Annotated in this window: 15 protein-coding genes; all 15 read right to left on the bottom strand. The window is 64.4% G+C overall.

Going from position 1 to position 13,022, the window contains the following annotated elements:
- Nucleotides 1–31 precede the first annotated feature (31 nt).
- Nucleotides 32–1,453, bottom strand: a complete 1,422-nt coding sequence (gene lpdA / locus SPICUR_RS00360; RefSeq protein WP_023364883.1) for a dihydrolipoyl dehydrogenase — start codon at nt 1,451–1,453, stop codon at nt 32–34.
- Nucleotides 1,454–1,476: 23 nt separating this feature from the next.
- A complete protein-coding gene (gene odhB, locus SPICUR_RS00355; protein ID WP_023364881.1) occupies nt 1,477–2,784 on the bottom strand; it encodes a 2-oxoglutarate dehydrogenase complex dihydrolipoyllysine-residue succinyltransferase in 1,308 nt (435 codons plus the stop codon).
- 16 nt (nt 2,785–2,800) lie between these two features.
- On the bottom strand, nt 2,801–5,638 hold the full coding sequence (locus SPICUR_RS00350) for a 2-oxoglutarate dehydrogenase E1 component (protein ID WP_023364879.1): 2,838 nt from the start codon (nt 5,636–5,638) through the stop codon (nt 2,801–2,803).
- A 191-nt stretch (nt 5,639–5,829) separates the two neighbouring features.
- Complete coding sequence (gene tatC / locus SPICUR_RS00345; RefSeq protein WP_023364877.1) at nt 5,830–6,609, bottom strand: twin-arginine translocase subunit TatC; 780 nt, start codon at nt 6,607–6,609, stop codon at nt 5,830–5,832.
- Nucleotides 6,606–6,929: a Sec-independent protein translocase protein TatB gene (gene tatB, locus SPICUR_RS00340; protein WP_023364875.1), complete on the bottom strand. Its 324-nt coding sequence runs from the start codon at nt 6,927–6,929 to the stop codon at nt 6,606–6,608. The genes tatC and tatB overlap by 4 nt, the downstream gene beginning before the upstream one ends.
- Nucleotides 6,930–6,948: 19 nt before the next feature.
- Nucleotides 6,949–7,233 carry a twin-arginine translocase TatA/TatE family subunit gene (gene tatA / locus SPICUR_RS00335; protein WP_041381524.1) on the bottom strand — a complete coding sequence of 95 codons (285 nt, stop codon included), beginning with the start codon at nt 7,231–7,233 and terminating at the stop codon, nt 6,949–6,951.
- A 32-nt stretch (nt 7,234–7,265) separates the two neighbouring features.
- Nucleotides 7,266–7,595 carry a phosphoribosyl-ATP diphosphatase gene (locus SPICUR_RS00330; protein WP_023364871.1) on the bottom strand — a complete coding sequence of 110 codons (330 nt, stop codon included), beginning with the start codon at nt 7,593–7,595 and terminating at the stop codon, nt 7,266–7,268.
- The gene (gene hisI, locus SPICUR_RS00325; protein ID WP_023364869.1) at nt 7,588–7,983 is read right to left on the bottom strand and encodes a phosphoribosyl-AMP cyclohydrolase; all 396 of its coding nucleotides are present in this window, start codon (nt 7,981–7,983) and stop codon (nt 7,588–7,590) included. The genes SPICUR_RS00330 and hisI overlap by 8 nt, the downstream gene beginning before the upstream one ends.
- Complete coding sequence (gene hisF / locus SPICUR_RS00320) at nt 7,983–8,753, bottom strand: imidazole glycerol phosphate synthase subunit HisF (RefSeq protein ID WP_023364867.1); 771 nt, start codon at nt 8,751–8,753, stop codon at nt 7,983–7,985. Before hisF ends, hisI begins: the two co-directional genes overlap by 1 nt.
- A 2-nt stretch (nt 8,754–8,755) precedes the next feature.
- Nucleotides 8,756–9,499, bottom strand: a complete 744-nt coding sequence (gene hisA, locus SPICUR_RS00315; protein ID WP_023364865.1) for a 1-(5-phosphoribosyl)-5-[(5-phosphoribosylamino)methylideneamino]imidazole-4-carboxamide isomerase — start codon at nt 9,497–9,499, stop codon at nt 8,756–8,758.
- Entirely contained in the window at nt 9,490–10,125 is a 636-nt protein-coding gene (hisH, locus tag SPICUR_RS00310; RefSeq protein WP_023364863.1) for an imidazole glycerol phosphate synthase subunit HisH, read from the bottom strand. The genes hisA and hisH overlap by 10 nt, the downstream gene beginning before the upstream one ends.
- Nucleotides 10,122–10,715 (bottom strand): imidazoleglycerol-phosphate dehydratase HisB, encoded by a 594-nt coding sequence (hisB, locus tag SPICUR_RS00305; protein WP_023364861.1) that lies wholly within the window; start codon nt 10,713–10,715, stop codon nt 10,122–10,124. Before hisB ends, hisH begins: the two co-directional genes overlap by 4 nt.
- 50 nt (nt 10,716–10,765) lie before the next feature.
- The gene (gene dtd / locus SPICUR_RS00300; RefSeq protein ID WP_023364859.1) at nt 10,766–11,218 is read right to left on the bottom strand and encodes a D-aminoacyl-tRNA deacylase; all 453 of its coding nucleotides are present in this window, start codon (nt 11,216–11,218) and stop codon (nt 10,766–10,768) included.
- A complete protein-coding gene (locus SPICUR_RS00295; RefSeq protein WP_023364857.1) occupies nt 11,215–11,526 on the bottom strand; it encodes a tetratricopeptide repeat protein in 312 nt (103 codons plus the stop codon). Before SPICUR_RS00295 ends, dtd begins: the two co-directional genes overlap by 4 nt.
- Nucleotides 11,527–11,551: 25 nt before the next feature.
- Complete coding sequence (locus SPICUR_RS00290) at nt 11,552–13,009, bottom strand: TrkH family potassium uptake protein (protein ID WP_023364855.1); 1,458 nt, start codon at nt 13,007–13,009, stop codon at nt 11,552–11,554.
- Nucleotides 13,010–13,022: the final 13 nt, after the last annotated feature.

The raw sequence follows: 13,022 nt of genomic DNA, 5'->3' as shown, positions 1-13,022 counted from the left end.
CCATGGATTCGTACACGCGCGGCCGGTCGCGCTAGTTGACCTTGTGGATGGCGCGCTTGCCGACGGCGAGCGCCGCTTCATGGACCGCCTCGGAGAGCGTCGGATGGGCGTGGATCGTGCGCGCCAGATCCTCGGCACTGGCCTCGTACTCCATGGCCAGCGTCGCTTCAGCGATCAGCTCACTGGCCTGCGGCCCCACCATGTGTACACCCAGAATCCGGTCCGTTTCGGAGTGGGCGATGATCTTGACCATCCCGTCGGACTGATCCATGGCGCGCGCCCGACCCGTGGCGCCGAAGCCGAAGGTGCCGCTGCGATGGGGAATACCGGCAGCCTTGAGCTGCGCCTCGGTCCGCCCCACCCAGGCGATCTCGGGATCGGTGTAGATCACCCAGGGGATGGTGTCGTAGTTGACATGACCGGCATGACCCGCCATCCGCTCTGCCACCATGACGCCCTCTTCAGAGCCCTTGTGCGCCAGCATCGGGCCGCGGACCACATCGCCCACAGCGTAGACGCCGGGGATATTGGTCTCGCAATAGTCATTGACGTGGACGAAACCACGCTCATCGGTGAGCAGGTCGGCATCGTCCGATGCCAGGCCATCGGTGTTGGGTCGGCGGCCGACTGAGACAACGAGCCGGTCCACCTGGAGGTGCTGCTTACCGTCGTTATCCTCGTAGTGAACGCTGATGTTCTTGCCATCGCGCGTCTCAGTGACCCGACAGCCCTGGCGGATCTCGAGCCCCTGCTTGGCGAACAGCTTCTTCGCCTCGCGGGCGACCTGCTGATCCACCGGCGTCAGGAAGGAGTCCTGCGCCTCGAGCAGCACCACCTTGGAGCCCAGCCGGTTCCAGACACTGCCCATCTCCAGCCCGATCACGCCCGCACCGATGACACCCAGCCGCTTGGGGACCTCCTGGAACTCCTGCGCACCGGTGGAATTGACGATCCGGTCACCGGTCAGCGGGGCCGCACCAATATCGATCGGGCGCGAGCCGGTGGCAAGGATCACGCTGTCGGCGGTGAGCGTTTTTTCCTTGCCCTTATGGGGCGTGAACGCGACCTGACGATCGGCAAGCAGCTTGCCATGGCCCTGCAGCCACTCGATGTCATTCGCCTTGAACAACTGCTTGATGCCACCGGTGAGATCGGCAACGACCTTGTCCTTGCGCTTGATCATCTGCGGGACGTCGAGGCTCACGCCGTCGACTTTGATGCCGTGCTGACTGAGTTCGGACTGCACACGGTGATAGTGCTCGGATGAATCGAGCAGTGACTTCGAGGGGATACACCCGACATTCAGGCAGGTGCCGCCGAGCGCCGGCTCGCCATCCTTGCGCCGGTATTCGTCGATCACCGCCACGCGCATGCCCAGCTGCGCGCAGCGAATCGCCCCCACATAGCCGGCCGGGCCGGCTCCGATAACGATGACGTCGTATGAATTCGCCATGATGACTCCCGAGTTCGTTGTAATCAGACCTCGAGCAGAAGCCGCGCGGGGTCTTCGAGCATGTCCTTGATGGTGACGAGGAACTGGACCGCTTCCTTGCCGTCGATGATCCGATGGTCATAGGAGTGCGCCAGATACATCATCGGCCGCACCACGACCTGACCATTCTCGGCCACCGGACGCTCCTGGATTTTGTGCATGCCCATGATCCCGCTCTGCGGTGGATTGAGGATGGGCGTTGAGACCAGCGAGCCGAAGATGCCGCCATTGGTGATGGTGAATGTCCCGCCAGTGAGCTCATCGATACCGATCTTGCCGGCCTGGGCGCGTTGGCCGAAGTCGGCGATGGAGGCCTCGATCTCGGCGAACGACAGCTGATCCGCATCCCGTAGGACCGGCACCATCAGGCCGCGCTCGGTGGATACTGCGATGCCCACATCGTAGTAGCCGTGATAGATGATGTCATTGCCGTCGATGGAGGCGTTGACGCTGGGGTGGCGCTTGAGTGCCTCAACCGCCGCCTTCACGAAAAACGACATGAAACCGAGTTTGGTGTCATGGGTCTTGAGGAAGCTGTCCTTGTGACGTCCGCGAAGATCCATGACCGGCTGCATGTTGACCTCGTTGAACGTGGTCAGCATGGCCGCCGTCTGCTGCGCCTCGACCAGCCGCTGCGCGATCCGCTGGCGCAGCCGGGTCATCGGCACCCGGCGCTCCTCGCGGTCACTGGCCGGAACGGCTGCGGCCGGTGCCGGGGTCGATGCGGCCGGCGCACTGGGCGCGGGCGCCGGTGCTGGCTCGGCCGCCGGTGTCGACTCAGGGGCCGGGGCCGAGGCCGGCGCGGGGGCCGGCTGACTGGCGCCACCCTGCTCAAGATGACGCAGCACATCCTCCTTGAGAATACGCCCGTTGCGGCCGGTGGGCGTAATCTGGCGGGCATCGAGGTCGTTCTCCTCGACCAGCGTGCGCACCGCGGGACTCAACGATGGCATTTCACCATCCGTCGCCGCCGCGGCGGCGGGGGGGTCAGCCGGAGCGGCATCCGCCGGCGCGGGAGCCGACTCGGCCGACGACTCAGCCGCTGCACCGCCGCTGGCCTCACCGAGCACCGCGACCACTTCGCCGGCCGTCACCGTCTCACCCTCGGGCTTGAGAATCTCACCGAGGATGCCGTCTTCCGGCGCCGGCACCTCGAGGACGACCTTGTCGGTCTCCAGATCGACGAGATTCTCGTCGCGCTCGACCGCTTCACCCGGTTGTTTGTGCCACGTGACGACAGTGGCCTCACTCACCGATTCCGGCAGCGCCGGTACTTTGACTTCGGTGCTCATCGACTCCTCGCTTTATTTATCCGTGAATCTTGCCGAGCGCGTCCGCCACCAGGCGGCGCTGCTGTTCGTAATGCACCTTGGCGTAGCCCACCGCCGGTGAGGCAAGTGGGTCGCGACCGGCATAGGTCAGTTTCTGGTCGCGGGTGATGCATTGTGTCAGGTGGTGGTAGACCTGATACCAGGCCCCCTGGTTTTTTGGCTCTTCCTGACACCAGACCACCGACTTGACGGTCTTGTAGCGCCGCTTGAGCAGCGCCGAGAGCTGCGCCTCGGGGAACGGGTAGAGCTGCTCGATACGGATCAGGGCCACATCGCTGCGCTCCTGGCGGCGGCGCTCCTCGAGCAGGTCGTAGTAGACCTTGCCGCTGCACAGTACGACCCGCTGGACGCTACTGGGCCGGACGCCTTCGGTATCATCGATCACCACCTTGAAGCTGCCCCCCGACAGATCGTCGAGCACCGAGGTGGAGAGCTTGTGGCGCAGCAGACTCTTGGGCGTCATGACCACCAGCGGCTTGCGCCAGTGACGGAGCATCTGCCGGCGGATCATGTGGAAGAACTGGGCCGGTGTGGAGGGAACGCATACCTGGATATTCTGCTCGGCGCAGAGCTGCAGGAACCGTTCGATGCGTGCTGACGAATGCTCGGGCCCCTGGCCCTCATATCCATGTGGCAGATACAGCGTCAGACCGCAGAGTCGGCCCCACTTCGTCTCACCGGAGGCGATGAACTGGTCGATCAGCACCTGGGCACCGTTACTGAAGTCGCCGAACTGCGCCTCCCAGATCACCATGGTCTCCGGATCGGCCGTCGCATAGCCGTACTCGAAGCCGAGCACGGCCTCCTCAGAGAGCAGCGAGTCGATGACCACGAAATTATCGCGATCCTCGGGGATCATCTTGAGCGGTGTATGGGTGGACCCATCCGCGGCGTTGTGGAGGACCGAGTTACGATGGAAAAAGGTACCGCGCCCGGAGTCCTGACCGGTCAGGCGCACCGAATGCCCCTCCTCGAGCAGCCCGGCGTAGGCCATGATCTCGGCGAAACCCCAGTCCATGGCCAGCGCACCGGCGGCCATCTTGCGCCGGCTTTCCATCACCGAGGCCACCCGCGGATTGAGCTCGAAGCCCTCCGGCAGCCACTGCAGCTTTTCCTGCAGTGAGCGGATCCGATCCACTGGCATGGTGGTGTCGACCGGCTCGTCCCAGGTGGCGTCAAAGTAGGGCGACCAGTCCACGGTGAACTCGTTGTCCTGCTCCTCGAGCGCGCCCGGGGCAACGACATGGGCAGCATCCAACTCGTCGCGGTATTCCCGCTCCATGGCCCTGGCGCCGTCGCGGTCGATGACACCCTCTTCGGTGAGCTGATCGGCATAGAGCTTGCGGACCGACGGCCGGGCCTTGATCTTTTGATACATCATCGGCTGGGTCGCCGATGGCTCATCCGCTTCGTTATGGCCATGACGGCGATAGCAGATGAGATCGATGACCACATCGGAATGGAATTCGCGCCGGTAGTCCATTGCCAGCTGGGTGACGAAGAGGACCGCCTCGGGATCATCGCCGTTCACGTGAAAGATCGGCGCCTGCACCATCTTCGCGACTTCCGTGCAGTAGAACGTCGAGCGGGTGTCCAGCGGATTCGAGGTCGTAAAGCCAATCTGGTTGTTGATCACCAGATGGACGGTGCCGCCGGTGTAGAACCCCCGCGCCTGCGAGAGCTGCAGGGTTTCCATCACCACGCCCTGTCCAGCCATGGCTGCATCGCCATGGATGAGCACCGGCAGGACCGAGTGACCATCGTCGTCGTTATGCCGGTGCATGCGCGCCCGGGCCGACCCCTCGACGACCGGATTGACGATCTCCAGGTGCGATGGATTGAAGGCGAGCGCGAGATGCAGCGGTCCGCCAGGCGTGTCGATATCCGACGAGTACCCCATGTGATACTTCACATCGCCGGCGCTCGCATGCTCGGGCGCATGCTCGCCCTCGAACTCCGCGAACAGCTCCCCGGGCGACTTGCCCATGATATTGATCAGGACATTCAATCGCCCGCGATGGGCCATGCCGAGCACCATCTCCTCGACGCCATCACGGCCACCGCGCTGCACCAGCTCGTCGAGGATCGGGATCGTCGCCTCGCCGCCTTCGAGGGAAAACCGCTTCTGGCCGACGTACTTGCTGTTGAGATACTTTTCGATGCCTTCGGCAGCGGTCAGGCGATTCAATAGCGCCTTCTTTTCATCGCTGCTGAGCTGCGGGCGGGCCAGTGGTTTCTCGAGGCGCTCCTGGATCCAGCGCTTCTGCGCGGTATCGGTGATGTGCATGTACTCGGAGCCGATCTTGCCGGCGTAGACGCGCTGCACCAGATCGATGATCTCGCGCAGGGTCAGGCGATCCGGCGCGGCGAGGGAACCGGTGTTGAAGGCGGTATCAAGATCGGCGTCCGTGAGGCCATGGAAAGCCGGATCCAGATCCGGAACCTGCGGGCGTTCACGCAGATGCAGCGGATCGGTGTCAGCGTGCTGATGACCGCGAACGCGATAGGCGTTGATCAGGCGCAGGACCGCGGCCTGTTTCTGCGCGGCCATGGCATCCATGCCGTCACTGGCGCTCTGCGCGCGACCCCGACGACTGCTCCGACCGATCTCCTCAAAGGCCTCGCGGATCGGACTGTGCGGGATGTCCCGCCCGGATTGTGGGTCGAGTGCCTCGAGGTCGCGGAAGTAATCCCGCCAGCGCGGTTCGACGGCATCGGGATCGGCTAGATATTTCTCGTACAGTGCCTCAATGAAGTTGGCGTTGGCACCGTTGAGGTAGGAGTGACTGAGCGACTGTTCGAAGGTATCAGTCATAGCAGTTTACCTGGCATCTGCGGTGGGAAAGCCTATAAATGGCGTGCGTGCAAAATAACCCGCAGCCCCTTTAAACGCAACGGCAGTGCGCAGTTACGACGGTTCAGACAGCCTCTGCACAACGACACTCCCAGCGGCTGCTGTTGATTCTGACCTCGAGGTCAGCAAATTCCACGACGGGACACGGACGGCTAGGCGTCGTCCGCATTGGACGGCGGCTGATCGGAGGGTTTTGCCTCGAACCAGCGGGAGAAAAAGATCCCCAGCTCGAAGAGCAGCCAGACCGGCACCGCCAGCAGGACCTGCGAAATGATGTCCGGCGGTGTCAGCAGCATCCCGATCGTGAAGGCAGCGACGATCACGAAGGGCCGCTTTGCCGCCAGCGCCTGACGCGTCGTGGCGCCACTACGCACCAGCAGAATGGTGGCCACCGGCACCTCGAAAGAGGCGCCAAACGCGAAGAAGAGCGTCATGATGAACGACAGATACTCACCGATGTCCGTCATCATCGCGACCCCGTCCGGTGTCGCCGAGGCGAAGAACTGAAACACCAGCGGAAAGACCACGAAATAGGCGAAAGCCATGCCCAGGTAGAACAGCAGCACGCTGGAGGTGACCAGTGGCCAGACCAGGCGCTTCTCGTGGCGGTAGAGCCCTGGCGCCACAAACGCCCATAGCTGGTAGAGCAGGAACGGGATACTCAGAAAGAAGGCACCCGCGAGGGCGACCTTGAGCGGGATCAGAAATGGCGTGGCCACCTGGGTGGCGATCATCGACGTACCCGCCGGCAGAACCGCCATCAGCGGATCGGCGAGTGCGGTATAGAGCGGCTCACGGAACGGGTAGACCCCGAGAAAAAGCAGCAGCACACACCCGCCCGAATACAACAGGCGGGTGCGCAGCTCAAGCAGATGGGTCAGCAGCGGGCGATCTTCGTCATCGGCGCTCGAGTTGCTGGCGGGATCGCTCACCGGGATTCATCTCCGCCGCTTTTCGACGTTGACGACTCGGTCTCTTGCGACGTGGCCGCGGGTTTTTCCACCTCTCCCACCGCGTCGGTGACGCGACGCTTGGCCTCGTTGGCCTCGCGATCGATCGCCTGACGCGTCTGGCGGACGCCGTCGACGTTCACCTCGCGCTCCACCTCATCGCGGATCGACTGGAACGAGGCCCGGGCCCGCCCGGCCCAGAGTCCCAGTGTGCGCATGAGACGAGGCAGGCGCTCGGGACCGACAACCACCAGGGCGATCGCCCCGATGATCAGCAACTCCCAGAAGCTGACATCCAGCATGAACGCGTTCCTCCGACGATCAGGCGTTGCCGCCGGACTGATCCTTGTCCTTCACCTGCTCGCGCCGGGCCGTCGATGACGAAGCACTGGAGGTGTTGTCGTCCTCCTCGAGGCCTTCCTGGCTCTCCTGACTGTCTTGGCCTTCCTTCGCCGCCTTCTCGCCGTCGCTCATGGCGCTCTTGAATCCCTTGAGCGCACCACCCAGATCGGTGCCGACATTACGCAATTTCTTAGTGCCGAACAGCAGCAGCACAATGACCAGTATCAATAAAAGAGACCAGGGACTGATTCCACCAGGACCCATATCGGATTACCTCCAGCGCGTACCAATGGGCGTTATTGCCCTTGTTTGCCCCGTGCCGCCTTTTCAGCGACCCCCGAGAGCCCGAAACGGCGCTCAAGCTCGGCAAGCACCGACCCGGAATCGAGTCCATGATGCGAGAGCATGACCAGGCTATGGAACCACAGATCCGCCGTTTCAGAAACAATCGCGTCGCGCTCACCGTTTTTCGAGGCAACAACCGTTTCCGTGCACTCCTCGCCGAGTTTGCGGAGGATGCGATCGATACCACCGGCATGCAGCCCCGCCACGTAGGACTGCTCGGGATCGGCCTGCCGGCGGTCTGCCAGCACGGCATCGAGACGGCGCAGTATCTCGTCACTCATGAGTCGTTCCTCCATACATCTCGGCCGGGTCGCGCTGCACGGTATCCGTCACCTGCCAGCCGCTATCCGCGAGCGTCCGGTAAAAACAGCTCCGCCGCCCGGTATGGCAGGCCACTCCACCGACCTGTTCGACCAGCAGCACCAGGGTGTCACCATCACAGTCGAGCACGATATCGCGCACCCGCTGGACATTGCCGGAGGACTCGCCCTTGTGCCAGGGCCGCTGGCGCGAGCGCGACCAGTAAACCGCCTCGCCGGTGGACTGTGTGGTCTCGAGCGTCCCGCGGCTCATCCAGGCCATCATCAGCACCCGACCATCGGTGGCATCCTGGGCGATCACCGGGATGAGGCCATCCGCATTCCAGCTGATTTCATCCAGCCAGCCCATCAGCGCACCTCGATACCGGCATCGGCCATGTAGGCCTTCGCCTCGGCGATGGTGTGCTCGCCAAAGTGGAAGATACTCGCCGCGAGTACGGCATCGGCCTGCCCATCAATCACCCCATCCACCAGATGCTGCAGGTTACCAACCCCGCCGGAGGCGATCAGCGGCACGCCGGCCTGCTCGGAGATCGTGCGGTTGAGGGCGTTATCGAAACCGATCCGGGTGCCATCCCGATCCATGCTGGTCACCAGCAGTTCCCCGGCCCCCGCATCGGCCATGCGCCGGGCCCATTCCACGGCATCCAGGCCGGTGGGTTGACGGCCGCCGTGGGTGAACACCTCCCAGCGCGGGTCGGACTCGGTCCCACCGCTGCGTTTGGCATCCACCGCCACCACGATGCACTGCGAACCGAACCGCGCGGCGGCGTCGCTGACCAGTGACGGCTCGTGGATCGCGGCGGTGTTGATCGAGACCTTGTCGGCACCGGCGTTGAGCATCCGGCGCACATCAGCCACTGAGCGGATGCCTCCGCCAACGGTCAGGGGGATGAACACCTCCGAGGCCACCGCCTCCACCGTGTGGACCAGGGTCTCGCGCTCCTCATGGCTGGCGGTGATGTCCAGGAAAGTCAGCTCGTCGGCCCCGGCCCGGTCGTATCGACGGGCGATTTCCACCGGGTCGCCGGCGTCGCGGATGTCAACGAACTGCACCCCCTTCACGACCCGACCGGCATTGATATCGAGACAGGGGATGATGCGGCGGGCGACTCCCATGCTCAGGGCCCCGCGACGGCGTCGTCGGCGAGCCGCTGAGCCTCGGCCAGATCGATCTGCCCCTCGTAGAGCGCACGGCCGACGATCGCCCCGCTGATGCCGGAATCGGCGACCTGGCAGAGGGCCCGCACGTCGTCCAGATTGGTGACCCCGCCGGAGGCGATGACGGGAATGTCGATGGAGCGGGCCAGCTCGGCCGTTGCCTCGACATTGGTCCCGCGCATCATCCCGTCGCGGCCGATGTCGGTGAATACGATGGAATCGACCCCGGCATCCTCGAAGCGCCGCGCCAGATCACTGGCGGCGACCTCTGACACGCTCTCCCAGCCATCGGTGGCCACTCGGCCTTCGCGGGCATCGAGCCCCACCATGATGCGGCCGGGGAACTCCAGACAGGCTTCGTCGACGAAAGCGGGCGTGCGCACGGCCTGGGTGCCGATGATCACGTAGTTCACGCCGACATCGAGATAGGTCTGAATCACCTCGAAGCTGCGCAGGCCGCCGCCGACCTGCACCTCGATGTCGGGATGCGACTCGGCGATCCGACCGATCAGATCGGCGTTCACCGGAAAGCCCGCCAGCGCCCCATCGAGGTCGACCAGATGCAGCCGCCGCGCGCCGGCCTCGACCCATTGCGCGGCAACCGCGAGCGGATCATCCGAGAAAATCGTCTCATCCACCATGCGCCCCTGGCGCAACCGGACGCATTTGCCATTCTTGAGATCGATGGCGGGTATCAGTTGCATGGTTCTCCGTCCCAGGCAATAAAGTTCTTGAGTAGCCGCAAACCGGGCGCCTGACTCTTTTCGGGGTGAAACTGGGTCGCGAATACGTTGGCAGCACCGATGGCCGCGGCAAATGCCGCGCCATAGTCACTCTCGCCCTGAACAATCGCGTTATCCGCTGGTTCGACGTAGTAGCTGTGCACGAAATAAAACCGTGTGCCCGGATCGATGCCGGCGAACAGCGGGTGCGCGCGGGTCTGGGACAGACGATTCCAGCCCATATGCGGGATCTTGAGCCGCGGACTGCCGCCGGTGAGCGTTCGGAAGTGACGCACGGTCCCCGCGAAGTAGCCGAGTGCCTCGACACCGTCGTTTTCCTCGCTGCGGGTCATCAGCGCCTGCATACCCATGCAGATCCCCAGAAACGGCCGATCCTGCATCACCCGTCCCAGGACATCCACCAGCTCGTAGCGGTGCAGCGCGCTCATGCAGTCGCGCACCGCTCCCTGACCGGGGAATACCACCCGATCGGCGGCATCGATCACCGCCGGGTCATCGGTCACCTGCACCGAGGTCGCGCCCACATGCGTCAGCGCCCGTTCCACGGAACGCAGATTGCCCATCCCGTAGTCGATGATCGCGATCATAGCGCGCCCTTGGTGGAGGGCAGGTCATCGCCGCCACGCGGATCGGCGCTGGCGGCCATGCGCAATGCCCGCCCCCCTGCCTTGAACAGGGTCTCGGCGATATGATGCGCGTTCTCCCCCTGAAGGGCATCCATGTGCAGGGTGACGGCGGCCTGGCTGGTGAACCCCTGCCAGAACTCCCGCACCAGTTCGGTATCGAACTCACCGATCCGCGCGCTGGGGAAACTCGCCCGGAAGTACAGCCCCGGCCGCCCGGACAGGTCCACGACCACCCGCGACAACGCCTCGTCGAGGGGGCAGACGGCATGGCCGTAGCGCACCAGGCCGCGCTTGTCCCCGACGACGGCGGCGAACGCCTGCCCCAGGGTAATACCGACATCCTCGACGGTATGGTGGGCGTCGATGTGCAGATCCCCGGTCGCGGTGACATCCAGATCGAGCAGACCATGCCGGGCCAGCTGGTCGAGCATGTGATCGAAAAATCCCACCCCCGTATGGCGTGTTCCTGCACCGGATCCATCCAGATCGAGACTGACCTGAACCCGGGTCTCAAGCGTATTGCGCTCGATGGTTGCCTTGCGTTCGCTCATGCGTCGGGTGCCTTGCATTTGACGGCGTGGAGGATACCACGCCGCCTGTGTCACTTTGAGTCGGGCGGCGCGCTCAGCCAGAACGTGACCGGCCCGTCGTTGCAGAGACTCACCTGCATGTCCGCGCCGAACCAACCGGCCGCAACATGGGGATGACGCTGTCGGGCGGTATCGACCAGCGATCGGAAGGCGGTGGCCGCCGGGCCGGGCTCAGCCGCGGCCGAAAACCCCGGCCGTGTTCCCTTGCGGGTATCAGCCATGAGCGTGAACTGCGGGACAAGCAGCAGTCCGCCGCCGGTCTGCGCCAGGCTGTGGTTCATCAGCCCGGCGTTATCGGCGAACACGCGATAGCCCAGCAGCCGCTCGATCAGCCGTTCGCCGCTCGCGGCGGTATCGCCGCGCTCCACACCGACCAGCACCAGCAGCCCCCGACCGATGGCACCGATGGACTCACCATCGACGCAGACCTCGGCGTGGCTGACCCGCTGGAGGAGCCCGATCACGACCCGTCCAGCCGCTTCAGGCGGACCTCCAGCTCGCGCACGATCTGCATGTCGCCGCGCCGCCGGGCCGCATCCAGACCGGCCCGGAATGTCTCGGTGGCCGCCGCGCGCTCGCCGGCCTTCAACTGCAGGCGCCCCAGCGCCCGCCAGGCGGCGGAGTAGTCGGGATCGAACTCAATCGCCTTGCGCAGGTGTTCCTGCGCGCCATCGGTATCACCCTCGCGGGCCAGTGCCTCGCCCAGGGTCAGGCGGGGCATGGCTCCGTCCCGACCGCCGTCAATCATCTTTTTGAGCGCCTCGATATCCATAACCCAGAGGCTAGCAAGCGAGGCGTCAACGCCGCCAGAAGGCCGGCGTAAAAAGCACCAGCAGCGTGAAGATCTCCAGCCGTCCCATGAGCATCGCCACACACATCACCAGCTTCGGCCCCGCCCCGACGCTGGCGAAATTGGCAGCGACGTCACCAAGCGCGGGACCAAGGTTGGCCAGACCGGAGGCCACCGCCGAGAACGCGGTGATCTGATCGAGCCCCATGGCGAGCATCACCAGCATCAGCAGCACGAACAGCAGCACATAGGCCGCGAAAAACCCCCAGACTGCGTCGATCACGCGCTCGTTGACGGGCCGATCCCCGATCTTGACCGGGATCTGCGCCTGCGGATGGATCAGTCGAAGGATCTCGCGCCCGCCCTGACGCCAGAGCAGCAGAATGCGCACCACCTTCAGGCCACCGGAGGTGGAGTTGGCGCAGCCGCCGACCACGGCCACGAACAACAGCAGCACCGGCAGGAACGCCGGCCAGACGTAATACGAGGCGGTGGTATAGCCCGTCGTAGTGGCGAAAGACACGACCTGGAAGATGGCGTGATGCCAGGTTTCATCCAACAGCAGGCTGTGCGCGGCCTGATAGATCAGCAGCCCCCCGAGCACGAGCGCGATGACGATGCCGAGCACGGTCAAAAAGGCCACCAGCTCCGGATCGCTCCGCCACGGCTCGGTGCTTCGCCATCGCCAGGCCATGAAATGCAACGAGTAATTGAGCGCCGAGATGATCATGAACACCACCGCGATCATCTCGATCAGCGCGCTGTCGAAATAACCCATGCTGGCATCATGGGTCGAGAAACCGCCGGTAGCGATGGTGGTGAAGGCGTGCATGACGGCGTCGAAGGCGCCCATGCCCGCTGCCCAGTAAGCCAGCGCACAGACCACCGTCAGTCCCAGGTAGATGTACCACAGGGCCTTGGCGGTCTCGGCGATGCGCGGCGTGAGCTTGGCGTCCTTCACCGGCCCCGGCAGTTCGGCCCGGTAGAGCTGCATACCACCGATGCCAAGCATCGGCAGGATCGCCACCGCGAGCACGATGATGCCCATACCCCCCAGCCATTGGAGCTGCTGGCGGTAGTACCGGATCGACAGTGGCAGGCTGTCGATGCCGGTCAGGACGGTAGCGCCCGTGGTGGTCAGCCCGGAGACACTCTCGAACAGCGCATCGACGAATCCGAACGGCACCGCGTTCTGGATCACCAGCGGCAGCGAGCCGGCGGCACCGAGCACCACCCAGAACATCGCCACCACGAAAAAGCCGTCGCGGATACGCAGCTCGCGGCGTGACTGGCGGACCGGCAGCCACAGCAGACCACCCAGGACCAACAGCAGCACGAATGTCATCAGGAACGCCTCGGCCACGCCATCCGCGGCGACCACCGCGACCAGTGCTGGCGGCAGCATGGTCACGCTGAAGACCATCAACAGGACCCCCAGTACGCGCTGGACGGCATCGGGATGCATACGCGGATGACTC

Source organism: Spiribacter curvatus (assembly GCF_000485905.1).
Classification (GTDB): Bacteria; Pseudomonadota; Gammaproteobacteria; order Nitrococcales; family Nitrococcaceae; genus Spiribacter; species Spiribacter curvatus.
The sequence above is the reverse complement of the archived record's forward strand: the minus strand, read 5'-3'. Positions and strand labels throughout refer to the sequence as shown.